Origin of the sequence: uncultured Endozoicomonas sp. (assembly GCF_947495845.1) — a bacterium.
GTDB lineage: Bacteria > Pseudomonadota > Gammaproteobacteria > Pseudomonadales > Endozoicomonadaceae > Endozoicomonas.
On sequence record NZ_CANMAO010000022.1, the window covers coordinates 39,584 to 60,446 of the forward strand.

Below are 20,863 nucleotides of genomic sequence, written 5' to 3' on the forward strand. Positions count from 1 at the left end.
ACTCCTTTTATACGCCGAGTGCCCGACGCAGGGGACCGGGGCCAGTGAAATCATTGTGCAGTTCGCTCATGATTTCGGCTTTGGTGATTTCGATGGTTTGACGCTGTTCGTCGACATGAACCTCTGTGCCTGGTTCCGCTTCATTCACAATGATGGTCCAGTTCACATTATTGCTGGCTGACTGCTGATTATTGGCAAGGTAGCTTTTCAGGTCGGCGTTAGTGCGAGAGTCAACAACACGTTCGCCCTTATCCAGTAACCAGGTACCTTCTTTCGGGATTGAATCAATACCGTCGTGTGCCATGCCCTGCATATTGGTGCCCTGAATGGTGCTGACAATATTGGCAGTGGAAGCTGCAACGGTTGCCATAGCGCCAAGGTTGGCAGGGAAAGGGAGTCTTGCCGCCTCTGCAATACCAGCTTGAATGCTGACAATAGAATCAGCAATGGCAAAAGCTTTGCTCACAGCAAACATGGCTTTATAAATACCGGATTGCTCACCGGCAAAGGTTTTACTCAGGTCAGCCATATTACCAAACAGCTGACTGCTATTTTGGTACATTTCACTTTGCTGCTTCAGGGCTGCAATTTTGGCTTGATGCTGGGCGTCGACCTGCTTCTGGGCAGAGTCAGTTGCAGCCTGATTAACGACATCGTAATACGCCTGCCAACTCTGTTGCCGTAGCAGTTGTGATTCCTGCTCACTGAGCAGCAGGGCCGCTTCGGACGCTATCAGGATTTCCTGTTCTGCCAGTGTCTTATCCAGCAACAGCTGATTTTCGTCAGCGTACTTTGTCCGGAGCTGATCCAGGCTATTACCTAAACGGTCCGAACCACTGCCGCCGGTGTCGCCAGAATCATCACCGGCTGGGTCATTCGCCGCTGGCGGTGCAAACAGGGCTTTGCGATTTTCTGCCACTGCCTGAGCCGCTTTGTCAGATTCTGCCCGAACATTGGCAAACCATTCCTGAACCGCCTGATGAGGCAATGGTTCATTCAACAGCGCCGAGAGCTCATCACGTCCACGCTGAATGTCGTCTACCATCACATCAGCCATCAGCTGAAGTGCCTGGTTGGTTTCGGCCTGTACTCCGGGCAGTTTGTTCAACAGATCGGTAACGGCTTTGTCCAGTTCTGCCAGGTTATACACCGCAGTGCCGACAAATTCCCGCACACCCTGTTCAACAATCTCCCAGACCACATTGAGCCCATGCACAACATTGGCCGTGTAACCAATGGCCTGTGCAACAAACTCCATACCACTGGTGACTTCATCTTTAAAACCGTTGCTGGCTTTGGAGGCGGCAGTGAACTGGTCAGAAATGGCGACAATATAAGGAGAGACCGCCACGGCCAGTGTATTGCCCAATGCCTTGCTACCCAGACCGGCTTTGTACATGGCATCGTTGGCCGCTTCCAGTTTGGCTGCGTCCACACGGTTCATGGTGGCGCCCAATGCATCAGCTTCCTGCATCATGGCGTTAATGCCTTCTGCACCGGCATCCAGCGTATTCAGCAGGCCAACCCCTTCGGAGTCGAACAACTTAAACGCCAGCCGTACCTGATTGGCTCGGCCGTCCACATCGCCCATGGCTTCAGCGATTTGTTTGAACTGTTCATCAGGGCTCAGCCGATTCAGTTCCACCGCTGAGATACCCAACTCTTCCAGCGCTTTGACCGCTTCACCGGTACCACTGGCGGCATCGGCAACACGGCGGGTCATCCGCTGTAAACCCATGTTCATGGTCTGGGTAGAAACGCCAGTCAGCTCACCGGCATGTTGCAGGCCGCCCAACGCATCGGTAGCAATGCCGATTTTGTCGGCAAACTTTGCCAGGGCATCGTTACTGGCCAGCGACTCTTTCACCAGCACCGTAGCCGCTGCAGCGGCAGCAGTCGCAACAGCGGCAAAGGCTGTGGCGGAAACCCCGGCAACCTTTTTCACCTGTGCACTGAAATCACCGGTGCTTTTCTGGGCTTTTTTCAGGTCGGCTCGATACTGGGCTGAGTTCATGCCCAGTGTCGTTACCAGTGATCGTAATACGGCCATCGTCTTTTGTTAGCCTGTGGTCAGATGTCAAAAGCATTCGCCCACGCTGCGTACTGCTTGCGGGCTTCATGCTCTGCATTGGCTTCGGGGAGCGGGTAGTGTTTGGGGGGCTTGCCTTTGGCGATCAGCTGGGCGTCTTCCAACTCTTTCTGCTCAATCTGATCGTAACTGCGCTGATAAAGAATCTCTTCTGCCGGGAACTCACGCACCATATACAACGGCATGCCCAGCTCACGCCCCAACCGAATCAGGTATCTGAGGTTCGGTCGGGCTCGGATTTTTTTTCAACGTCCTCTGCTGCATACAGGCCAGAGAGTACAGCGGCTTTATTGGCTACGGCTTTTACGTCTTTACCGTAGCTATGGGCAAGCATCTCGACATCGTCCGGCGTAAAGACCAGCTGGCCTTTGTCATCCACAATGCTCATCACCGCGATTTTGGCGTTGATGTTATCGAGGGCTCGTTCTGCCTTTCCATCGTCGTCCACTTTTACCAGCAGTGATTCATAGGTTTCCAGACGACCGGCGTCCATCTCCATCACCGTCACCTCAATACCCAGCCGCTGTAATTTGACGATTTCGGTTTTCAGGGTGGGCTTCATAAACGCCTTGCGGATATCGGAAGCACTTAACGGCTTACTCATGCGCTGATGTCCTGTTCAACGGTGGGAACATTGGTGTTTTTACGGGCGAAGACGGTCATCACAATGTCTTCGTTAAACTCAGGCTCGTTGATGTGCCAGCCAGCGAACACCATTTCAAAAATGTACTCTTTACCCAGCGGGGTAAACTGCACTTTCACCTTGCGGGTTTCCATGTTTTTCGCAGCCGTTCTCAGGCTGTCCTGAGCAGTGTTGTCTTTGAAGTATTTGAACGGAAGTTCTTTGTCTTCCGGTTCAGCTAGTGCTGCCTTGGACTTATAACCATCCAGATCGATGGTGGTCGCATCTTTAAATGCACCTTTATCACCCACGGTGCCAGGACTCTGGATGCCCGGAATCTGGTTAAAGGTGGTTCCGTCAGTGTCGGCCAGAAAGAACTTAATGCCTTTGGCCAGTTCACTTTCTACATTATCGCCTGCCATGGTGTGGCTCCTTTTACGTGAAGTGCTTGAGTTCTACATCAATGATGGTGCGCCTCAGGGGAACACCGCTATCGGGCAACTCGTCGTTGCGGTTGGTGACTCTGGCTAATTTGATGGTGTCGTGTGATTGCCCATGCAGGGCTTTAAACACCGCATCGGCAACCGCACTGGCATTCATGCGACTGTTAGCCATGCAGTTGATCTGCCAGTTACTGGCGGTGATCAGTCGTGTACCGTCCACCGCATCGTCGTAAACGGTACTGACCAGAAACAGCGAGAGCGCCGGTTTCTTCTCGTCGTTCGGGACCACATCGGGATAGATACGGTTACCCACCAGAGCCACCAGCACCGATGATTTCAGGAGCATTGCTTTAATAACGGGGAACATAAACTACCGACCTTTTTTCAGGGCTTTGTCGATCTCTTTCGCCAGCACATTCTTTTGAATACCAACGGTGCTGGTGAGCTGACTGTCGAACGCTGGACGTATAAAGGGTTTGGCAAGAATGCCCGGGTGCATTAAGCCTTTATCCTGGTTCTTTCCAGTGGACGCTTTGGCACCGCTGCCGGTTCTATGGGGTTGGGTACCGTGTTCCAGCCACCAGCCATACACCGTGGGTGGCATATCCTTTTTGGGATCCAGCCCGAACTGGCGCATCAGTGAATTCAGTTTGAACACGCCGACACTTGCCACCACATCAGCCCAGGTGCGGCGCTTTGGAAAACTGACTCGGGTCTTTATGGATTCAGCTAACAGGCCGGTATCCACATGACCCATAGCAGAGACGTTCTGTTCAATTTTCTTTTGAATCGGTTTGGCAGATTCCCGTGTTGCTTTTCGCAGCACCTTCTTTTGTGCCACCAGATCCAGCTGTTTCAGTTGCTTCTCCAACTCGGCAAGCCCGTCCACCTCCATACTGGACTGCATTACTGTTCACTCCGGCAGGTTAGAATCAGAAAGCGCCGTTTCGGGTCGCGCTCAATATGGGCCAGTGCATAAGAGTTACCCAGCCAGATAATACGCTCATTGCCTTTTATCCCATGGCGAAAGCGAATCTTTGCGGTAATGGTGCGCTTATGGGTTTCGGCTCCGGCGGTGTCGGATAAATCGCCCGACTTATCAACAATCTCGGCGCTGATGGTGTTGGTTTCCTGCCATTCGGTAGACTCGCCCCAGTCGTTCTCGGTAGGCGTCATCAGGGTGATTTTTTCTCGGAGAGAGCCAGCGCGCATAATTTCAGCCAATAAAAAACCCGCCGGAGCGGGTTATTTTGATGTTGGGTCGTGCTTAGGTTTTCGATTTTTCTATCAGCACTTTGTCATTCACCGTGAAGAAGGTCACCTCATCATCATAAATACAGAGGGATTCATGGCGAACCGATGTACCAAACCGGTTTTCAGCAGACCAGTTCAGTTTGATAATCACATCACCTTCCGGTGTTTGCTCAGGAATGATGTTCTGGAATTTAACGGTGTCCCGATATTCAGCAGCATCTTTCACCAGCATTCGACAAACGACTCGGGCAGTGTTCACCGGGTCAGCTTTAACCTCTTTAGCAGGTGCTGTGCTAACGGGTGGTGATGTGTTGACGCTGCTTTCTAACAGGATCTTCAATGAAAACCCGATCACAAACAGCCAGAAAACCAGTTTGAGTTTGCGCTTCATAATTCCCCCTTTCTATTTATACGGGAATTATGCGGTAACTCTCTAACAGATAGCTATAGGCCAGCGGTACTTCTTTCATGGTGAGCTCACTGGTGGCTTCACGGTTTTCGTAGAGTTGGCCAACCATCAGTAACATGGCCATACGTACCGGATTGTTAATCACCAGGCCGTTAGAATCCTCATCGGGCACGGCATCAGCATAGAGTTTGCGGTTAAGATGGGCTTCAACCGCCTGCTCCGACGCTTCACCGATCAGTTCAAGGTAGGCATCGTCGGTGCTGTCATCAAGATCAAGACGACACTGTTGTTTGATCTGATCGGTGGTGAGGAACTGCATTATTTATCCTGGGCTTTCTTGCTGCTTTTCTTTTTGGGTTCGGCTGTGGCAGTGTCTTCAGGCTTGTTTGCTTCTTTCTCAGCCTGCTCAGCTTCAGCTTTTGCCTGAGCTTCTTCTTTGGCTTTCTGTTCAGCTTCGGCTTGCGCCTTGGCTTCCTCTTCGGCCTTTTGCCCGGCTTCCGCTTTCAGACGTGCCTCTTCTTCAGCCTGGGCTTTTGCCTCTTCTTCAGCTTTGAGACGGGCGTCTTCGCCGTCGGTATCTTCTACCAATCCCATGGCTTCGGCAATGGCTACCGCTCTTTCGGGTAAGGTTTCATACGCACCGGCAGGCACAGTTTCTACTTCATAGCCGTTGGGTGACCAGTTGAATTTTTTCCTGATCGTGATCATAACGGTTTCCGTTTCGGGTGTGGAAAGGATGAGCGGGAGAGTATCCCGCCCACTCAGACTGCATCAGACGTTACTGTTTCAGAATCAGCTGGACTGAATCTTCATCAGTTTGATGGCCTGAGAATCAGACACCATACCGCCCACACGCTTGGTGGTGTAGAAGCCAACAAACGGCTTATTGGTGTACGGATCACGCAGAACACGGGTTCCGATACGGTCAACAATGGTGTAACCGCGCTTGAAGTTACCGAAGGCGATAGGCAGAGCATCAGCCGCTACGTCTGGCATCTCTTCATTTTCGGCAATGCCATAACCTGCCAGGGTAGAAGGCTGGCCAGCATCAAGACCCGGACGCCAGAGGTAATCTCCCTCGGAGTTCTTCAGGGTGCGCACTTTGAACAAGCTGCTGTTGTTCATCATGAACTTGGCACCCATACGATGCACTTTTCTCAGGGTGTAGACCAGCTGAAGTACAGCATCAGCAGTGATATCACCCACATTGCCAGAGCGGATGTATTGCAGTTTGCCAAAGGCCCGAATCTTGTCTGCTTCTTCGGTCATGGCGTAAGCCAGAAAACCTTTTGGCTTTTTGCTACCGTCCCCGGCAGTAAAGGCAGATTCTTCTTTCTCTGCGAATTCGATCTGCAGTTCACTGTTAAGCCACTGCTCAACATTGAAGAAAGCATCATCCAGCATGGTCTGAGTTGCTTGCGGGTTGCCGTAGATTTCGCCCATAAACGGCACGATCTGGGAGAGTTTCGGCGTATTGGTTTCAAGCCGCTCATCTTCCTCGCCAACCCATCCGGAGGAGGCACCATGGAGGTTAACCAGTTTTTTGTAATCACTGGTACCTACGCTGATGACGTTGGACTCCTGACGCATAACGACGGCATCGCGCTGAAGTTCAATCAGGCTGCGATCCAGTTCTTCAGGCACGGCATAACCACCGTCAGCCTCAGAGCCGGTGCTCAGTGCTTTGCGCTCCAGCTCTGCCAGCCCTTTGTCGTCACCTTTACGGAGGAAACGATTAAACGCTTCTTTGTGCTCCTTGGCTTCCTTGGACTTGGCACCTTCGGTGGTACCAGGGCGTTTGATTTCTTTCAGCTCGGCTTCCAGACCGGACTTCAATTCATCCAGTGCAGAGAGCTTTCCGTTCAGGCTTTCAACCTGTTCAGCCAGCTTGCCTTTTTCCTGTTCAACCGCTTCGAGGCGTTTGTCGTTTTTCTGTTTGAATTCGTCGAAGGAACTCTTGAGTTCAGTCGCGACGTTTTCAATGTCCTTAATATCAACGGCCATAATCAGCTCCAGATGTTTTTAATGGATTTCAGGGTTTCCAGTGCCGCTTCGTCGTCAGCGTCGCGCTGTTTCAGTGCGGTGTATCCCTCAGACATAAAGGCTTTTGCCTGAGAGCGGGACAGACCTACGTCGCGCAGGACTCTCTCAATTTGTTTGGGTGAAACGGATTCACCCCGTTTCAGGGCATTCTTTACTTCAGAAATGCGGGCTTCGTCGTTAGCGGGAAAGGTGACCAGTGAGACTTCCCAGAGATCAATCTCTTTCAGCATCCATGCACCTTTGTCTTTGTCCCACTCGTAGTCTTTCAGGCTATAACCAATGGAAAGACCGGAGAGGGAACCGGCTTGCATATGAGCATGGGCTCGTTTGGCCAGTGGATCGGCATCAATTAGCAGACGACCTTCGACATACAAGCCTTCGTCGTCTTCTTCCATTTTTGTATATATGCCGATGGGCTCATCCATGCGATGCTGCCAGAGCATGGCTGGCAGTTTGTTTTTCTCCCGCCAGCTGGCAAGGGATGCGTTAAAAGCACCCGGTAAGACAATGTCGGAATAGCTGTCTTTCACACCAAAGACAGAACCGTAACCGCTGAATTCGCCGGATTCGCTGACCGACTTAATTTTCAGCGGAGTATCAAGCCGTTGTTTTGTCAGCATCATTACTCTCCGGGTTGGTCGTCATATTCATAGGGGTCAGATAGAGGTTGCCGCCGTCTCTTGGATTGAGGTCTTCCAGATCCCGGCAATCATTCGGGCTATAAATGCCCCACTGGATTGCGCGGCTGTAAGCTTCAAACCGGCTTTTCATGTCACCCCGAAGCAGCGCACCGGCATTGAATTTGGCGTAAAAACGTCCACGGTCTTCCTTGTTGAGCAGCCCGGCATTAATCCGTTGTTCAATTCGGGTCAGGTAGGGCATCAGGCTGTAATTAACAAAGCTCTGCGCCTGGTGTTCGATATTGCTGAAGGTGGCCTTTTCCAAATTGGCGATCATATGGGGAGGTACACGGAAGATGGCGCAGATTTCATCTTTCTGGAATTTGCGGGTTTCCAGAAACTGTGTGTCCTCCGCTTTCATGGTGATCTGCTTCCACTTCAAACCCATTTCCAGAATGAAGGGCTTGTGCATGTTCTCCATGCCCTGATGCCGATCCTGAAAATCAGCCTTCAGTCGTTTGAATGCGGTATCGGACAGTTGCTGTTCGGTTTCCAGAGAGCCGGAACCCACAGCACCATTCTTGAACAGCTGGCCGCCGAACTGTTCGGTATCCAACCCCAGACTAATGGCCTGACGTGCGTAGGCAATAGGGTTAAGACCGTTCAAACCATCCAGGGTAAGAATGCGAACATGCCAGACTTCATCCTGTGTCAGCACATCCCGAGTGCCATCTTTAAAGGTGACTTCATAAACCGGATTCCACTTGCTATCGAGTTTGGGAACCACACAGTCCGGATCCAACGGTAATAACTCGCTGACCTTACCCATTACCCGATTTTTGTAGGCGTAGAAATTTCCACGCAGACAAAGGCAGGCCACCAGCAACTCCCAGAACTCTTGGGGCGTCATGTAATCATTGGGGGCAATGCTCAGCAGTTGATGAAGCGTATGGTCGTAAGCTTTTTCCCGTTGGTCACCCTTAAGCTCAAACAGACTGCAGGGCAGCATTCCCACGGATTCAGACAGTACACGAACACAGCCGAATACGGCGGTTAACTGCATGGCAACACGACTGTTAATCTTCCTGCCACTGTAACCGTCGAAAGACCAGCCGCCGATCATGGCTGCCAGTTCTTCCGGAGTCGAAGCGACCTCGGCACTCTTGCGGCCGAATAATTTTGAAATAAAGCCCATTATTAGAGTGACCTGATGCCTACGGATTCGAGGTGGTTGGAAAGATCTTCTTTAACGTCGTTACTCATGGCCCGATCCAACGCCATTAACAGTGCAACCATGCCGTCTATTTTGCGGTCGTTGGAATCTTTCATCGGGCAAAGGTTGCCTTTCAACTCACGGGTAACGACGTTGGATGCCATCCACGTCATCACCGGATTACCATCGTGATGGAATCGCCCGGCCTGAATGGCGGCTTCCAGTTCCCGCATGGCGGGTGATAAGGCATAACCCTGTTTTACTTCTACCGTTGATGCGCCTTCGGCTTCCAGCTGCTGTGCCAGATGGGTTGCACGCCACTGGTCGTATGCAATTTCGTGGGGTGGGCAATCGGCTGCCTGTTCCAGCACTTCATCACGAATCTGGTTGAAATCGATTTCATCGCCATCGGTGGCGGTGAGTGCGCCCAGTTTTACCCAACTTTCGTAGGCATCGCGGTTTTTGTTATTGTCGCTGGCACTGATGGTGTTTTCTGGCAGGTAGTGCCGACCAAAGCAGTAGTAATGGTCTTTGCCGTCAACGGATTTTTTGAACAGTTTGACGTGAGAGCAAATGTCTAGCCGTGATGCCAGATCAAGCCCGTCCCAGCAATCCACGCCCCTGAAGTCTTCAATGTTCAGGGTGCGTTTGCATTTTTCCCACTGTTGCAGGTTAAGCCAGGCATCTTTGGCGTTACACCAGATGTTCAGATGCTTGGTTTTGAATTTATTCTGACGGCTGGTGATGTTGATGGCGTTCTGCTGCTCACTGAGCAGAAACTCTTCACCCACCGACACACCCATATTCGGGTTGGCTTTTCTTAATGCCGCCGGATCGGTCCAGTCGTCTTCCGGGTCAATGGTGTAGATGATGCCGAACAGGTGTTCATTAGGCAGTGTGCCTTCCAGCATCGCTTCCACTTCCCGCCGTTTTTCGTAGCAGGGACCGGAGATATTGAAGCCAGCGGTGGTGATGATATACAACAGCGGCTGACTTCGTGCCCCCATTCCGGTACGCATGGTGTCGTACAGTGCGGAGGTTTTGTGTTCGTGGTATTCGTCAACGATGGCACAGCTTGGTGAGCTACCGTCACCGGGATCACCGATCACGGGTTCAAACTTGGAGCCGTCCTCCAGAATGGCAAGATTTTTGGCGTTGATCTCAATGCCTACGGCTTCTTTCAGCTCTGGTGTTTTCTGCACCATCTTTTTTGCAGGGCTGAACACTTCCCACGCCTGCTTTTCGGTGGTGGCACCGCTGTAGACTTCGGCGCCGTACTCACCATCAGCCACAAAACAGAGCAGGCCGGTACCAGCAGCCATGACCGATTTACCGTTCTTTCTGGGTATCTCGTTGTAAATATCTCTGAAACGACGTTTGCCGTTTTTCTTTTTTACCCATCCGAAAATGCTGCAAAAGTTGAAGGTCTGCCAGGGCTCTAACTTGATGAGCTCCCGACGTTTCCCCCAGTCGTCTTTTACATGGGGAAGCAGACCAATGAACTGGCAAACCGTTTCGGCTTTGTCTTTATCAAACCGGTACGGCCAGTCCTTACCGCCTTTCTTCAGGTCGTCAAGGTGACGCTGACACGCCAGCTTTACCCATTTACACGCTGGGATGCGACCTGAAACCACGTCCCGCGCATACTTATTGGCTGCATTAACATGTGGGTACGCCATTGCATGTGCTTATTTCCCCAGCAATTTGCTGAATGGGTTTTCCTTTTTCTCTGGGCCTGCACCGATCAACCGTTGGCGGCTGGCAGGATCGAGCCCCAGTAATGCACCAAAGCTGCTGACCTGCTTCATAGTTTCATTGGCCACGGTGCAGGCGGGGTTTTTGTAGCGTTTTTCTTTCACGTTGCCCATCTGGTCTGTCATCACATCTACGAGGGTGACACCCATTTCTGCAATTTCATCCTGAGCCTGTCGCCAGTTGGAGTAGGCAGTACAGAACATTTCCAGATTGTGCAGGTCAGTGGTTGAAAGAATTCGCTGACTACACAACTCAGGGCAGACGGTGTTCCACATTCCAATAGCAAGATCATCCAGCCATTCGGGAGCGTCTGCGCTGCTGATGTTTGTGAAGGTGGGTTCATTCGCCTTTACATGACGACTGCCCGATGCTTTTTTCTGGGCGTTGGGTTTGGGCTTGCGACCCTGACCCGGACGGCGAGGTGCAGTCATAAAATCACCAATCCAGAATTTTTAATTTTGGACACGTAAAAATGTTCCTGGGGCGGCGGTCATTAGGAAATAGGCTGTAGAGATTCGCTCCCCCCCTCCCCCTGCATGCTACGCTCTATGGCGGTCTTGTGCTGGTGGCATTGGGTGCAGAGTGTCTGCAGGTTGGCGTTGCTGTCATCGCCTCCCTGTGCCTTAGGTTTGATGTGGTCCACATGATTACCAGGAACAACCAGCCCTTGTTTCAGGTGTTGCTGGCACAATCCCTTATCTCTTTGCAGGATTCGTTGGCGAATCTTGCGCCAATCCGAACCGTAACCGCGCTGTGTCGTGTTGCCTTTGCGCTGTTGCCACTGTGTCCAGCTGCTCTCTGTGGGCTGGTGCTTCTCACAATAACCGGAACGATCAGTGGTAGTGCCCGGGCAACCAGGCTTACGGCAGGCTCTCTTTAATCGGGCAGGCATAACCGTTACTTATCGTGGTCCTGCTTCTCCTGGCGTCTATCCCTGCGGAATCCCAGCCAGATATTGAACACCAAACCCACCACACCGACGACTGCAAGAATGTCGGACATGTACAACTCGAAAGATCCATCCATTACCTGAGTCCATGTCGCATCGCTGAAGCTCCTGGCGACAGCGGAATTCTTCAATGAGATACCGGTTGCAACGGCACCACCTGCGACAGCTGTTGATGTGTGTGGTTCAGTCACTACTTTTTACCTGACAACTGCCCTAATTTATTCTCAATAAAGCCCCGCAATAACCTACGGAATCCGAGGGTGTCCACAAACACCAACCCCAACGCCACCAAATACCAGTCAGGCGTCTGATTTAATGCGGTAAAGCCAGCAATCACAGCAGCAGAGAGTGCACCAGCCTGATAGCTATCGCCTAACAGAATGAGATCCACCAGCGGTGCAAGAAACAGAATCAATACCGGCGCTGTGGTAAACAACAACAGGTATTCATCTTTCCAGCCTCGATGTTGAAAGCTGAGCTGATCCAGACTGATCGCTGCATTGTCACCGTCTTCAACCCGTTTGATCTGGCTGTCGATCTGTGCCTGCTTTAAGCGATACTCGCCTGAGAGTTCCAGGTTCTTCAGGTGGGCTTTCTGCTTTGAGCGTTCGGTATACGCTGTAATGCCGTTGGTAATCAGTCCTGCGATTGCTTGAATCATTAGTCCATCAACTCAAAGTGCGGCATATCCAGAAACGTCTCATCGGACGTGCGCCGGTTCATATTCCAGTCACCACCCCAGCGAATACGAATACCCAGCTCATCAGCCACGGCCATGATGTAACCGGCCATATGATTGAAGTAGTCGCAGTCTTTCCAGTCGTCCTGATTAAACGGCCATGGAATAACATCCACTGCTCTGGATGGATAACTGTTGTGTTTGCTCTGACCAAAACGGGCTTTGCTTTTGCCTTCCCGAAAGGCCTTCTCCTGCTCTTCCTCTCCACGATGACCGCAGATAATGGAAATGTCGTAACGCTCCACCACCTTATTCATCAGACGCTGCAGGTCAGGATGACAGGTAGCGAGCCGGTCTTTTGATCGCTGGGAGAATGCAGGCATGGGAATGTGTCCGTAAGGGTACAACCCGGTGCAGGGGAACACCGGGTGACACCGTTTCACAGGGGGAAATCGTTAAATCGTCGTATAGAAAGGCTTGCTGACACGTTAATGGCTTGCCACACCAAACTACCCTCTACCTCCGCTATAAAGCATCACAGGTTAGATACGAGGTAAGTCGTCTTTATATCGCTAAGAAATGATTGGTAGCGGAGGCTGGATTCGAACCAGCGTTCTTCGGCTTATGAGACCGACGAGATGACCACTTCTCCACCCCGCTAAAAAGGCAATAAAAAACCCCACTCTGCTTTTGTTATATAAGCGGGGTGAGGTTTTCGATAGTGGGAATTATGTTCCAAAACCGATGTTTTAAGCAAAAGTTACTTACTGAACCTCATTGGCATTTCAATCTGATGCTTTGCCGCTGAAGTACCATCCGCTTTCTGTTCCAACTCAAGAATGTATTTCAAAATCTCCTGAGCCTTTGAATTATTCTTAACCCTGGCCAAATGCTCCAGCCATTCCCGAGTAGCTTTTCTCATCGCATTTTCCTTGCTATCTGGGGAAGTGCGGTTTTGTCCAGCTCATCACACATGACGGAAGCCCACGATACCCACGGGCGATAAGAGCCTTCAAAGTTGGAAGAAGGCACATCAAACTTTTCACAAACCACTTTCCTGCTCATCAAAGGTTTTTGAATCCCCGTCACCACCTGATGCCGATAGTTATAAACAGATGCACGACACACATCCCGTACATGCAACAGCGTTTTCTTTCTGATCTTGGCGGGAGCCTGTTCAACAATCCGCTCATCAAGCCAGTTCCAGAAAGGAGCGCAATGGTTAGGCTGTCGGAGGCTGCGTTCAAACCGACTGGCCTCGGCCTCCAGTTTCATAGCCCGGCAGTTCAGCTCATCAGTATCAATCGCCTCTAATTCAGCTCGGCGCTCATCGGTTTTGCATTTGGCAATGCGATCAGGCAACCCTGCAGCCATATTGGAAAGCTCGTCCGCTTCACTTTGGTATCGCTTGACCGTGTTCTGAAGATCCACCAGCTTCAACCAACTCTGATTGGTATCGCCCAGAGGTGAATAGCACCAGTAACACCAAGCTTTCAAATGAACCGGCAGGCCTTCCACAACCGAAATAACCTTAGCTGCATCTTTGCTATCCCATATCAAACGGTCGGCGTCCACTTTGCTAGAGCGGTCACCATGGGCAAAGGCAACAGGGGCATACTGATCAATTTTGGTCAGTAACTCGGCTTTCTGTCGTTTTTGTGCCGGTGTCAGCTGCTCATCATTCTGCCACTTATCCAGCTTGCGCCGCATGGCCGAGAGCTCTTTCAATACATCAAGCTCAGAAACGGCGGCAGTGAGATTGACTTCAAACCCTTTACTGCGCATGTGTATGGCGTAGGCGTCGTGTATTGCCTGCCTGGCTGTATAAAATTTCATTCCCCCAAATCCCCCTGTTACCGACCGCGCTCATCTTGTTCGTATTGCGCTAAACGTGCGCTTTGCTCAGTCAGGCATTTCTTCAGCTCATAGATTTGCCACTTCTGTTCCTGATATCGAATCAGCAACTGTCTGATAATCTCCTGATCGGGCAGTGGTTCACCGGTTTCAGCATCCACCAGCCCGGAACCATTGCAGGTAGCGCATTCAGAGCGGCTGCCAAACATGCCTTTAACCATTCCGTCCGTGCAGTCCTGGTAAGGGCATTTGATGAGCATCCGCTTTTCGGTACCGCTGGCCCCTTTGCTTTTTTGTTTTGGTCTGGGCTTGCTCAATGGGGCACCTCATCAGCCATCAGGTAATCTTCAATGGCTTTCTTTGCCTCTTCGAGCCCACGACACACCACAGCCAGGTATCCGGCACGGCTTAACCGTTCAATCCATTGTTTCTGTTCTGTGCTGACCGATGCTGAGTGCGGCCTTGCTGCCTTGAACTCGATAAACAATCCGTGCCAGTGGCCTTTGGAAGTGGCAACCACAATGTCAGGTACACCGGCCTTAACCCCTTCACGTTTCAGCTTTGCGCCGGTTTTGCCATCCCTGCGCCCACCATTGGGAACATGAAACGCATGGTCGTACACCTCCGGATAGGCAAACTTCAGCCAGTTAAAAAAATGGCTCTGCTGTATGCCTTCGCGATCAATGTTCGGCTTTCTTGGTTTTTTGGCAGCACTTGTTTTAACGGGAATCATTTTCTGTTCACTCCATCAAACACCGATGCAGTGGCATCGCCTTTTCTCCATCTCAATGCCATAAACCGAGTAACTGGACGTGAAAGCGCCTCACTGATGCAGCTGTCCTGCTTCTTGCTGGTGGGGAAATACTGATACACCGTCTTTTCAGTCACCCCTACACGACGGGCGACCTCTGCCACGGATTCACCAGACGACAACAGAAACCGCATTTCATCCAACATCGATTCAGACACCGGTTTCTTCTGCGGAGGAATCCCCAGCGCCCTTTTGTGTTTGCACACGCAGCTTTCAGAAAGATCCAGCACAGAAGCAATTTCCGCAGTAGAGAGCCCTTTGTCATGCAAGCCCATCACCCTTTCGCGGTTTTCACCGGAGCAGCGATAATTCACCTTCGCCATCACAGCACCCCCTTCATTCGCTTCAAAAACTCCGCACGACCACCAGCGGGATTAATCCCCATGGAGCGCATCTGGTCTTCCAATGCTTTGGCCTGTTGCTCCATCAGCTGCTCCGTCAGGCTTTTTTTCTGATCCTGATCGCTTTCCAGCAACAGCGGTGCACCAGTCAATGACTCCCCATTCATCACCCGACGGGACAGATACCCATAGTGCCGGTCAAACTGCTCCTTCAGGGTTCGACGACGGCGGTCATCCACACAGCTCATGATGTCGAACCAGCCAGTGCGCTTGCCTGCTTCCCGAACTGCCGGATGACTCCACTGATGACGGTCTACCTGGTAGCTGTTGCCCTGCACTTCGTGCCATGCCTGTTCCTGCAATGGCAGACCATAGTCTTCTGGCTGTGGCTGGCAGAGTGCAGCAATCAATGGCACATTTGGCCACTGGTAATCCTTATGGCCTTCCACGATCTTTGCTTTCAGCTTCTCAACACCCCGTTCAATATCCTCCTGACTCAGGTTCATCACTTGGCCTGCCCATTCCGCCTTGGACAATTGCTCATCCTCTGCACTGGGAAACGTCACCTTGAACTTGGAGCCGTACACCGTCTTGATACGTGCATAAAACAGGTTCACCGCATTGCGCTGTTCACGGGAGAGCTGATCACCACGTAGCGTCGAGGTCGAAGTCTTCAGCGGTGAAGGGCTTGGTAACTGCCGATGGTTGATACTTACCTGTATTTTTTGAATGGCCGTTTCCATGGTTCGCTCCGTAGGAATTGTTGTTATGTTTTTCAAACTCTCGCTTCAGGCTGGTCTGGATAAACTTCTGCTGCCACAGTCGCTGGGTGTTCGCTGCACTGGGGCGTGATTCAATCCACCAGGTCTTGAACTCTTCCAGCGCCTGTTCAATGTGCTCCCCCTGATCCATATCCAGCGAGCGAAGATCCAGCCCCAGAGTGAACGCCTGATCGGTAAACGTGTGATCCGGTTGCCACTGGGCAAACATGGAAAACTTACGACCACGGTTATCAGTGGCTGGTGGGCAGCAGTCGTCAGATGCGGGTTCAGCAAATCGGGCGTCAAATTCATCCGCCGTAGAGATGGGCTCTGCAAAATCCTCGTGCGCGTTCGCGTTAGTGTGTGATGTATTAACGGAAGTAACGGATGTATGTTGCTCTTCTTTGTTGCTCAGGTGTTGCTCTTGGTGTTGTTCTTCCTGTTGCTCTTGCGGGTTAATTCCTTGATTTAATGGGGTTTCGCTTTGTTGCTCTTGGTGTTGTTCTTTCTGTTGCTGTTCTTTGTTGCTCAGGTGTTGCTCTTCATTTGGGCGGAATAACAACGGATTAGCATCAGCTGTCGCCAAGGGCAGACGAAACACCATTGGGTCTTGCCGGTGCTGAATGGGTAAACGCTCCACCAGCCCGACTCTGACTAACTCATCCACAAAGCCCCTAAGCTGTTGCAGACTGGGGATAAATGGCGGTTTGGTTGAGCGCCGTGGGCGACTCACCGACAAATGTTCTTTAAACTGTTGATAACTCACCCGTCGTCGTGCAGTACCCACCAGCCCTGTGGAAAAATCCATGTGCTGACGCAGACACAACACATAAAGCGACCGTGCTTCATGGGTCAGGTACTCATCGGACAGGGCTTCATATTCCCTGGCATTCATGCAGTCATCCCCAGTCGTTCACGTACCTCGATTTCCCGCAGGTGTTTAGCCAGCTGCACCAACCCTTTACCGGTCACCAGTGTTTGACGATAAGGGGTTTGCCCATCTTCAGGATGGTGGTAAGACTTCAGCTTGACGGTAAACAGTTTCTGATCGATATAACGCTGATAGGGCAGGTTGCGTTCACGACCATGGCTCATCAGGTACCCATACTCACGCAGGAAATAGAACAGGCGTTGTTCACCACTACCCAGAATCTTGGCCGCTTCACTGACGGGCACCTCCTGATCGGAAGCCGTCACCAGATCATGAAAAGCCACTTTCGGGCGACTGTCCTCAATCTGCTGCTTTAACTGGCTGTTCTCCTGCTCGGCATCCATGGCCATCTGCAGAATATCCATACGGGAGAGCTGCGCCGGATTAAACGCCGGTTGCAGTTTACCCTGACGGTAATCCAGAAAGGTCTGGTTCACCTGTAGCTGAAAAGCAGGGCTGATCCAACCCGCGTATGAGATTGCCAAAAGCTCATGGGCAAACGTGCCACCAGCACGCCCTTCTTTCTGAACAATGGGTATACTCATCACATCTGATGAGTTAAATGAATCAATCAGTTCGTTCTTTAAATCCTGAGTTGATTCAAGGCGTAACCAATTTGATGGTTGTTTTGCCATCCCCTGTTGACTGGCACGGTGCAGGGCATTCAGATTAAAACGACCCTGATCGTCCATATTGATTTCCACACCGGCGATCACCGGCATGGTGCACGAGTCCGACACCTTCATACAGTTTCCCCCTCTGTGTAGGTGTTCTTCTACAAACTGGTTTTGCTTAACTTATGTATTTTTATTCCGGCTCTGGTGGATACAGATCAGGCCGGAGTTCCTGCCGGTTTATTTTTCTTTCAAGTAAACGCTCGATCTGAATAACACGATCAGAAGGAATCCGTTCCCATTTGCTTACCGCCTGGGCAGTGATCCCCAGAAGTCTGGCGAGCTTTCTTTTGCTTCCGGCAATCTTGGCTGCTTTTTCTATTGCGTCCATTGTTATATCAACCTCAGGTTTGCATTGATAATAAACTTAGCAGTTATTCCTGTGCAACCCCAAATGACGCAAAATATAAACCTATGGTTGAGTCTGACATTGCACATCGAATAAGCGTGGCCATTGAACGGTCTGGAAAATCTCAACGTAAAGTAGCGATTGAGATAGGGGTGACGCCTCAGGCAATAACTAAATGGCTAAAAACAGGGAACATCAGTAGGGAGAGCCTTGACGGGCTAGCCAAAGCGACTGGTGTCAGTGCTTCGTGGCTGCTATCTGGCATAGGTTCAATGGACAGAGAGTTAGACTACAACGTTGTACCGTTACCAAATAATCGGAAAGTTGTATTAGTGCCGCTAATCAGTTGGGTGCAAGCGGGTGATTTTTGTGAAACACCTGGTGCGACACCTGCCGAATATTGTGAAGATCTGTTGCCGTGCCCGGTACCCATTGGCTCAAGAGGTTATGCTCTGACCGTTCAGGGTGAGTCTATGACCAGCCCTTACCCTAATGATCGAAGCTACCCACCTGGCTGCATCATCTATGTAGATCCTGATAAACCAGTGACTAATGGGTGTCGCGTCGTTGCTCATATTGACGGCACTGACGAAGTGACTTTCAAAACTTACATAGAAGACGCTGGTCATAGGTTCTTAAAACCCATCAACCCTCAATTCAAAACTATTGATATCACGAAAAATACCCGTATTTGTGGTGTTGTGGTCTGCAAAATGACCCCAGAGTAAGCCCTCATAGCCCCGTAATTAGCTGTTTTTCAGATCATAAGCCCCTCATGCAGGGGTTTTTTTTTAAGCTAAAACAATAATGTAAACTCTAGGTTGAAATATTTTTCAGCTAGGGGTTGATATTATGTAAACCTAAGGTTTATATTAATACCACGGTATCAAAACGAACGAACAGTCAATAATCACCGTGGAAGCCGAAATGAACAACAATCCAGAAGCCAGCACTCAAGACTGCCAGACACCCACCAGCAAGAAAGAAGCACTCAAAAGACTTGTGAAGCTGAGCAGCGATTACCTGCATGCTGAAAACAAGGTCAAGCACATTCAGGAACAGATGGAACAGGCCAGAAAGGAAAGCAGTGCCATCTTCCAGCAGATGCATGAAACCCTGTTCGGTTATAACGACCACCTTTACAGAGTGCTTGTTACCAACCCTCTAACTGACGATGGTCAATGGGAGAAGTACGACGCTGAATCTCTGCCAGAAACCTTCGTTGTGAGCACTAGCGTCTTCAAGTTCGTTCGCGATGAAGAGGGCGATATCACTTTATCCATCACGCCCACACCCGTCGATTTATTTTTGCTCGAGTACAAAGACAGAGAAAAAGAAGAAGACCCATTCATTGAATCGGTACCAGTGGAGCTGCCAGAAACAAACGACAACGCCCAACCATAACCATTACCCAGGGCAACACCATGCAAGCCATAAGAATAAAAAACAAAAAGCAGCTGGTGGCCAACCAGCAACTGAGAGGGCAACTGGCAGCCAACGATGCCCGCAAAGAAGAACAGAAAAGAAGACGACTGCTGCACAGGCTGGTGGTCTTCCTCAATAGACCAGGATGGGACGCACTATGAATGGGCGCTTACAACCGGCAATTCAACAATGCCTGCATTGTGGCCGCACGGGTAAGGAGAACATCCCGACCTGTTGCCGCCACTGCTGGACACAGGCCAGTGAGCGCAGAAGTGGAGCTGTTCAAATGGCTGGACGAGCAGGACGAGTTAGAAAAACAGCATGTACTACAGCAGTTGTTTAAAGCAAAACCAAAGATAACAGCCTGAACATCAGGTAATGGGGAAAGGGAAACATGAGCAGCATTCGATTTAAAAATCTGGTGGTTTACCAGTTCACTCAACCTTTTAAGTTAAACGGTATTCAGCTGGAAGAGAAACTGCAGGAAAAACGATTTCGTCCATGCGGCAGTCAGGACTTTAGCACTTATGGTTGGGTGCCTGCATTGGGGCGCAGAGCGACAGCACTGGTGCATGAAGCGGCAGGCGCATTGCTGGTGTGTGCCATGCGTGAAGAAAAGATTCTACCGGCATCCGTTATTAATGATGCTCTTGACGAAAAGATTGAACAGATCGAGCAAGAGCAGGATCGCCAGGTATTCAGCAAAGAGCGCAGGGCATTAAAAGACGATGTGGTGATGGAGCTTTTGCCCAAAGCCTTCACCAAAGAAAAAGCGACACTGGCTTATATCGATACCACCAACGGTTGGATCGTGGTCAATGCGGCTTCATTCAGGCAATCCGAAGAGCTCACCAGTTGCCTGCGGGAATGCCTGGGCAGTTTGCCGATCATTAGTGTGCCTCTGAAGAACATGCCGTCTTTCATTATGACCAGCTGGCTAAGCAATAAAGATCTACCCATAGCGTTCAAACTTGGTGATGACTGCAAGCTGAGAGAACCAGGTGATGAAGGAGGTAGTGTAACAGCCAAAAAAGAAAACCTAATGTCCTATGCCATTGGCGAACATTTGGCAGAAGGCAAGATTGTCAGCCAGTTAGCTCTGGATTGGAAAGAAACCATTTCTTTCAAACTGGGCGACGACTTCCGCATGACTGCTCTGAAGTTTTCAGAAGAGTACATCAGCAAGCTGGACGACATCGAGGCAGACACCCTGCAGCAACAGTTAGACGCAGACTTTCATTTGATGGTTGGTGCGTTCAGGCCACTACTTGATGACGTGATTTCAGGCCTTGGAGGGCTGGGCGAATGATGCCCTCCACCCCTAAGGAGTTATTGACCTGCCCGAACTGCAAAAGTGGCTTTCGGGCTAACCGCTCCATTCGTACCAGGGCCGGTCAGGTTGTCTGCTCAACACAATGCGCAGAAACCCTGAACAACAATAACGACTTGCCTCTGGAAACCTATCAACCAAAGGGAAGTATTTGCATGAGTTGCAGCAAGGCAGAGAGTAAGGAGTGCCACCAGCTGCCATTCAATGAATACCGGGTTATCCAGAAAGATAACGTCAACAAAATCCACTACGTTCGCTGTGAGCAGTACCAACCAGCGACGAAGCAAAAACCATAACAACAGAGGTCTGAC

Annotated in this window: 34 protein-coding genes and 1 tRNA gene; 6 read left to right on the forward strand and 29 right to left on the reverse strand. The window is 50.7% G+C overall.

Annotation, left to right across the window (positions count from 1 at the left end; translation table 11 throughout):
- Positions 1-7: 7 nt before the first annotated feature.
- The 29 genes from Q1B11_RS14250 to Q1B11_RS14390 form a co-directional block, all read right to left on the reverse strand.
- Positions 8-2,050 carry a hypothetical protein gene (locus Q1B11_RS14250; protein ID WP_299733840.1) on the reverse strand — a complete coding sequence of 681 codons (2,043 nt, stop codon included), beginning with the start codon at positions 2,048-2,050 and terminating at the stop codon, positions 8-10.
- 20 nt (positions 2,051-2,070) lie between these two features.
- Positions 2,071-2,274 carry a hypothetical protein gene (locus tag Q1B11_RS14255; RefSeq protein ID WP_299733842.1) on the reverse strand — a complete coding sequence of 68 codons (204 nt, stop codon included), beginning with the start codon at positions 2,272-2,274 and terminating at the stop codon, positions 2,071-2,073.
- Between the two features lie 23 nt (positions 2,275-2,297).
- Positions 2,298-2,693 (reverse strand): hypothetical protein, encoded by a 396-nt coding sequence (locus tag Q1B11_RS14260; RefSeq protein WP_299733844.1) that lies wholly within the window; start codon positions 2,691-2,693, stop codon positions 2,298-2,300.
- The gene (locus Q1B11_RS14265; protein ID WP_299733846.1) at positions 2,690-3,133 is read right to left on the reverse strand and encodes a hypothetical protein; all 444 of its coding nucleotides are present in this window, start codon (positions 3,131-3,133) and stop codon (positions 2,690-2,692) included. The genes Q1B11_RS14260 and Q1B11_RS14265 overlap by 4 nt, the downstream gene beginning before the upstream one ends.
- Before the next feature lie 13 nt (positions 3,134-3,146).
- Complete coding sequence (locus Q1B11_RS14270; protein ID WP_299733848.1) at positions 3,147-3,521, reverse strand: DUF3168 domain-containing protein; 375 nt, start codon at positions 3,519-3,521, stop codon at positions 3,147-3,149.
- A 3-nt stretch (positions 3,522-3,524) separates the two neighbouring features.
- Positions 3,525-4,061, reverse strand: a complete 537-nt coding sequence (locus tag Q1B11_RS14275) for an HK97 gp10 family phage protein (protein WP_299733850.1) — start codon at positions 4,059-4,061, stop codon at positions 3,525-3,527.
- Complete coding sequence (locus tag Q1B11_RS14280; protein ID WP_299733852.1) at positions 4,061-4,378, reverse strand: phage head closure protein; 318 nt, start codon at positions 4,376-4,378, stop codon at positions 4,061-4,063. Before Q1B11_RS14280 ends, Q1B11_RS14275 begins: the two co-directional genes overlap by 1 nt.
- 43 nt (positions 4,379-4,421) lie before the next feature.
- Positions 4,422-4,799 carry a hypothetical protein gene (locus Q1B11_RS14285; protein ID WP_299733854.1) on the reverse strand — a complete coding sequence of 126 codons (378 nt, stop codon included), beginning with the start codon at positions 4,797-4,799 and terminating at the stop codon, positions 4,422-4,424.
- A gap of 16 nt (positions 4,800-4,815) precedes the next feature.
- Positions 4,816-5,136, reverse strand: a complete 321-nt coding sequence (locus Q1B11_RS14290) for a head-tail connector protein (protein WP_299733856.1) — start codon at positions 5,134-5,136, stop codon at positions 4,816-4,818.
- Positions 5,136-5,525 (reverse strand): hypothetical protein, encoded by a 390-nt coding sequence (locus Q1B11_RS14295; protein ID WP_299733858.1) that lies wholly within the window; start codon positions 5,523-5,525, stop codon positions 5,136-5,138. Before Q1B11_RS14295 ends, Q1B11_RS14290 begins: the two co-directional genes overlap by 1 nt.
- Before the next feature lie 84 nt (positions 5,526-5,609).
- A complete protein-coding gene (locus Q1B11_RS14300) occupies positions 5,610-6,821 on the reverse strand; it encodes a phage major capsid protein (protein WP_299733860.1) in 1,212 nt (403 codons plus the stop codon).
- Positions 6,822-6,823: 2 nt separating this feature from the next.
- Positions 6,824-7,483 (reverse strand): HK97 family phage prohead protease, encoded by a 660-nt coding sequence (locus tag Q1B11_RS14305; RefSeq protein WP_299733862.1) that lies wholly within the window; start codon positions 7,481-7,483, stop codon positions 6,824-6,826.
- Entirely contained in the window at positions 7,458-8,675 is a 1,218-nt protein-coding gene (locus tag Q1B11_RS14310; RefSeq protein ID WP_299733864.1) for a phage portal protein, read from the reverse strand. Before Q1B11_RS14310 ends, Q1B11_RS14305 begins: the two co-directional genes overlap by 26 nt.
- 2 nt (positions 8,676-8,677) lie before the next feature.
- A complete protein-coding gene (locus tag Q1B11_RS14315; RefSeq protein ID WP_299733866.1) occupies positions 8,678-10,372 on the reverse strand; it encodes a terminase TerL endonuclease subunit in 1,695 nt (564 codons plus the stop codon).
- Positions 10,373-10,381: 9 nt separating this feature from the next.
- Positions 10,382-10,879, reverse strand: a complete 498-nt coding sequence (locus Q1B11_RS14320; protein ID WP_299733867.1) for a phage terminase small subunit P27 family — start codon at positions 10,877-10,879, stop codon at positions 10,382-10,384.
- Positions 10,880-10,941: 62 nt separating this feature from the next.
- Positions 10,942-11,340: an HNH endonuclease gene (locus Q1B11_RS14325; RefSeq protein WP_299733868.1), complete on the reverse strand. Its 399-nt coding sequence runs from the start codon at positions 11,338-11,340 to the stop codon at positions 10,942-10,944.
- 5 nt (positions 11,341-11,345) lie between these two features.
- Positions 11,346-11,588, reverse strand: a complete 243-nt coding sequence (locus Q1B11_RS14330) for a hypothetical protein (RefSeq protein WP_299733870.1) — start codon at positions 11,586-11,588, stop codon at positions 11,346-11,348.
- Positions 11,588-12,058 carry a hypothetical protein gene (locus Q1B11_RS14335; RefSeq protein WP_299733872.1) on the reverse strand — a complete coding sequence of 157 codons (471 nt, stop codon included), beginning with the start codon at positions 12,056-12,058 and terminating at the stop codon, positions 11,588-11,590. Before Q1B11_RS14335 ends, Q1B11_RS14330 begins: the two co-directional genes overlap by 1 nt.
- A complete protein-coding gene (locus Q1B11_RS14340) occupies positions 12,058-12,459 on the reverse strand; it encodes a M15 family metallopeptidase (protein WP_299733874.1) in 402 nt (133 codons plus the stop codon). The genes Q1B11_RS14335 and Q1B11_RS14340 overlap by 1 nt, the downstream gene beginning before the upstream one ends.
- Before the next feature lie 201 nt (positions 12,460-12,660).
- Positions 12,661-12,736 (reverse strand) — tRNA-Met (locus Q1B11_RS14345).
- Positions 12,737-12,836: 100 nt separating this feature from the next.
- On the reverse strand, positions 12,837-12,998 hold the full coding sequence (locus Q1B11_RS14350) for a hypothetical protein (protein ID WP_299733876.1): 162 nt from the start codon (positions 12,996-12,998) through the stop codon (positions 12,837-12,839).
- Positions 12,995-13,912: a hypothetical protein gene (locus tag Q1B11_RS14355; protein WP_299733878.1), complete on the reverse strand. Its 918-nt coding sequence runs from the start codon at positions 13,910-13,912 to the stop codon at positions 12,995-12,997. The genes Q1B11_RS14350 and Q1B11_RS14355 overlap by 4 nt, the downstream gene beginning before the upstream one ends.
- Positions 13,913-13,929: 17 nt before the next feature.
- A complete protein-coding gene (locus Q1B11_RS14360) occupies positions 13,930-14,247 on the reverse strand; it encodes a hypothetical protein (protein WP_299733879.1) in 318 nt (105 codons plus the stop codon).
- Positions 14,244-14,663: a VRR-NUC domain-containing protein gene (locus Q1B11_RS14365; RefSeq protein ID WP_299733881.1), complete on the reverse strand. Its 420-nt coding sequence runs from the start codon at positions 14,661-14,663 to the stop codon at positions 14,244-14,246. The genes Q1B11_RS14360 and Q1B11_RS14365 overlap by 4 nt, the downstream gene beginning before the upstream one ends.
- On the reverse strand, positions 14,660-15,064 hold the full coding sequence (locus Q1B11_RS14370; protein ID WP_299733883.1) for a helix-turn-helix domain-containing protein: 405 nt from the start codon (positions 15,062-15,064) through the stop codon (positions 14,660-14,662). The genes Q1B11_RS14365 and Q1B11_RS14370 overlap by 4 nt, the downstream gene beginning before the upstream one ends.
- A complete protein-coding gene (locus Q1B11_RS14375) occupies positions 15,064-15,825 on the reverse strand; it encodes a replication protein P (protein WP_299733885.1) in 762 nt (253 codons plus the stop codon). Before Q1B11_RS14375 ends, Q1B11_RS14370 begins: the two co-directional genes overlap by 1 nt.
- Complete coding sequence (locus tag Q1B11_RS14380) at positions 15,728-16,738, reverse strand: DnaT-like ssDNA-binding domain-containing protein (protein WP_299733886.1); 1,011 nt, start codon at positions 16,736-16,738, stop codon at positions 15,728-15,730. The genes Q1B11_RS14375 and Q1B11_RS14380 overlap by 98 nt, the downstream gene beginning before the upstream one ends.
- Positions 16,735-17,520 (reverse strand): phage antirepressor KilAC domain-containing protein, encoded by a 786-nt coding sequence (locus Q1B11_RS14385; protein WP_299733888.1) that lies wholly within the window; start codon positions 17,518-17,520, stop codon positions 16,735-16,737. Before Q1B11_RS14385 ends, Q1B11_RS14380 begins: the two co-directional genes overlap by 4 nt.
- A 61-nt stretch (positions 17,521-17,581) precedes the next feature.
- Positions 17,582-17,779: a Cro/CI family transcriptional regulator gene (locus Q1B11_RS14390; RefSeq protein ID WP_299733890.1), complete on the reverse strand. Its 198-nt coding sequence runs from the start codon at positions 17,777-17,779 to the stop codon at positions 17,582-17,584.
- Positions 17,780-17,862: 83 nt separating this feature from the next.
- Here Q1B11_RS14390 and Q1B11_RS14395 point away from each other — a divergent pair, with 83 nt between their 5' ends.
- From Q1B11_RS14395 to Q1B11_RS14420, 6 genes are all read left to right on the forward strand, one after another.
- Entirely contained in the window at positions 17,863-18,525 is a 663-nt protein-coding gene (locus Q1B11_RS14395) for an XRE family transcriptional regulator (RefSeq protein WP_299733892.1), read from the forward strand.
- A gap of 199 nt (positions 18,526-18,724) precedes the next feature.
- The gene (locus tag Q1B11_RS14400; protein WP_299733895.1) at positions 18,725-19,201 is read left to right on the forward strand and encodes a hypothetical protein; all 477 of its coding nucleotides are present in this window, start codon (positions 18,725-18,727) and stop codon (positions 19,199-19,201) included.
- Between the two features lie 20 nt (positions 19,202-19,221).
- Complete coding sequence (locus Q1B11_RS14405; protein WP_299733897.1) at positions 19,222-19,383, forward strand: hypothetical protein; 162 nt, start codon at positions 19,222-19,224, stop codon at positions 19,381-19,383.
- Positions 19,384-19,590, forward strand: a complete 207-nt coding sequence (locus Q1B11_RS14410; RefSeq protein WP_299733899.1) for a hypothetical protein — start codon at positions 19,384-19,386, stop codon at positions 19,588-19,590.
- Between the two features lie 26 nt (positions 19,591-19,616).
- Entirely contained in the window at positions 19,617-20,531 is a 915-nt protein-coding gene (rdgC, locus tag Q1B11_RS14415; RefSeq protein ID WP_299733901.1) for a recombination-associated protein RdgC, read from the forward strand.
- Positions 20,528-20,848, forward strand: a complete 321-nt coding sequence (locus tag Q1B11_RS14420) for a hypothetical protein (protein ID WP_299733903.1) — start codon at positions 20,528-20,530, stop codon at positions 20,846-20,848. The genes rdgC and Q1B11_RS14420 overlap by 4 nt, the downstream gene beginning before the upstream one ends.
- The last annotated feature ends 15 nt before the right edge of the window (positions 20,849-20,863 follow it).

Bases quoted from the DNA above. Each gene is read 5' to 3' on its own strand.
- Q1B11_RS14250 (WP_299733840.1), bottom strand. From the start codon at position 2,050: ATGGCCGTATTACGATCACTGGTAACGACACTGGGCATGAACTCAGCC.
- Q1B11_RS14255 (WP_299733842.1), bottom strand. From the start codon at position 2,274: ATGCCGTTGTATATGGTGCGTGAGTTCCCGGCAGAAGAGATTCTTTAT.
- Q1B11_RS14260 (WP_299733844.1), bottom strand. From the start codon at position 2,693: ATGAGTAAGCCGTTAAGTGCTTCCGATATCCGCAAGGCGTTTATGAAG.
- Q1B11_RS14265 (WP_299733846.1), bottom strand. From the start codon at position 3,133: ATGGCAGGCGATAATGTAGAAAGTGAACTGGCCAAAGGCATTAAGTTC.
- Q1B11_RS14270 (WP_299733848.1), bottom strand. From the start codon at position 3,521: ATGTTCCCCGTTATTAAAGCAATGCTCCTGAAATCATCGGTGCTGGTG.
- Q1B11_RS14275 (WP_299733850.1), bottom strand. From the start codon at position 4,061: ATGCAGTCCAGTATGGAGGTGGACGGGCTTGCCGAGTTGGAGAAGCAA.
- Q1B11_RS14285 (WP_299733854.1), bottom strand. From the start codon at position 4,799: ATGAAGCGCAAACTCAAACTGGTTTTCTGGCTGTTTGTGATCGGGTTT.
- Q1B11_RS14290 (WP_299733856.1), bottom strand. From the start codon at position 5,136: ATGCAGTTCCTCACCACCGATCAGATCAAACAACAGTGTCGTCTTGAT.
- Q1B11_RS14295 (WP_299733858.1), bottom strand. From the start codon at position 5,525: ATGATCACGATCAGGAAAAAATTCAACTGGTCACCCAACGGCTATGAA.
- Q1B11_RS14300 (WP_299733860.1), bottom strand. From the start codon at position 6,821: ATGGCCGTTGATATTAAGGACATTGAAAACGTCGCGACTGAACTCAAG.
- Q1B11_RS14305 (WP_299733862.1), bottom strand. From the start codon at position 7,483: ATGATGCTGACAAAACAACGGCTTGATACTCCGCTGAAAATTAAGTCG.
- Q1B11_RS14310 (WP_299733864.1), bottom strand. From the start codon at position 8,675: ATGGGCTTTATTTCAAAATTATTCGGCCGCAAGAGTGCCGAGGTCGCT.
- Q1B11_RS14315 (WP_299733866.1), bottom strand. From the start codon at position 10,372: ATGGCGTACCCACATGTTAATGCAGCCAATAAGTATGCGCGGGACGTG.
- Q1B11_RS14320 (WP_299733867.1), bottom strand. From the start codon at position 10,879: ATGACTGCACCTCGCCGTCCGGGTCAGGGTCGCAAGCCCAAACCCAAC.
- Q1B11_RS14325 (WP_299733868.1), bottom strand. From the start codon at position 11,340: ATGCCTGCCCGATTAAAGAGAGCCTGCCGTAAGCCTGGTTGCCCGGGC.
- Q1B11_RS14335 (WP_299733872.1), bottom strand. From the start codon at position 12,058: ATGATTCAAGCAATCGCAGGACTGATTACCAACGGCATTACAGCGTAT.
- Q1B11_RS14340 (WP_299733874.1), bottom strand. From the start codon at position 12,459: ATGCCTGCATTCTCCCAGCGATCAAAAGACCGGCTCGCTACCTGTCAT.
- Q1B11_RS14350 (WP_299733876.1), bottom strand. From the start codon at position 12,998: ATGAGAAAAGCTACTCGGGAATGGCTGGAGCATTTGGCCAGGGTTAAG.
- Q1B11_RS14355 (WP_299733878.1), bottom strand. From the start codon at position 13,912: ATGAAATTTTATACAGCCAGGCAGGCAATACACGACGCCTACGCCATA.
- Q1B11_RS14365 (WP_299733881.1), bottom strand. From the start codon at position 14,663: ATGATTCCCGTTAAAACAAGTGCTGCCAAAAAACCAAGAAAGCCGAAC.
- Q1B11_RS14370 (WP_299733883.1), bottom strand. From the start codon at position 15,064: ATGGCGAAGGTGAATTATCGCTGCTCCGGTGAAAACCGCGAAAGGGTG.
- Q1B11_RS14375 (WP_299733885.1), bottom strand. From the start codon at position 15,825: ATGGAAACGGCCATTCAAAAAATACAGGTAAGTATCAACCATCGGCAG.
- Q1B11_RS14380 (WP_299733886.1), bottom strand. From the start codon at position 16,738: ATGAATGCCAGGGAATATGAAGCCCTGTCCGATGAGTACCTGACCCAT.
- Q1B11_RS14385 (WP_299733888.1), bottom strand. From the start codon at position 17,520: ATGAAGGTGTCGGACTCGTGCACCATGCCGGTGATCGCCGGTGTGGAA.
- Q1B11_RS14390 (WP_299733890.1), bottom strand. From the start codon at position 17,779: ATGGACGCAATAGAAAAAGCAGCCAAGATTGCCGGAAGCAAAAGAAAG.
- Q1B11_RS14395 (WP_299733892.1), top strand. From the start codon at position 17,863: ATGGTTGAGTCTGACATTGCACATCGAATAAGCGTGGCCATTGAACGG.
- Q1B11_RS14400 (WP_299733895.1), top strand. From the start codon at position 18,725: ATGAACAACAATCCAGAAGCCAGCACTCAAGACTGCCAGACACCCACC.
- Q1B11_RS14405 (WP_299733897.1), top strand. From the start codon at position 19,222: ATGCAAGCCATAAGAATAAAAAACAAAAAGCAGCTGGTGGCCAACCAG.
- Q1B11_RS14410 (WP_299733899.1), top strand. From the start codon at position 19,384: ATGGGCGCTTACAACCGGCAATTCAACAATGCCTGCATTGTGGCCGCA.
- rdgC (WP_299733901.1), top strand. From the start codon at position 19,617: ATGAGCAGCATTCGATTTAAAAATCTGGTGGTTTACCAGTTCACTCAA.
- Q1B11_RS14420 (WP_299733903.1), top strand. From the start codon at position 20,528: ATGATGCCCTCCACCCCTAAGGAGTTATTGACCTGCCCGAACTGCAAA.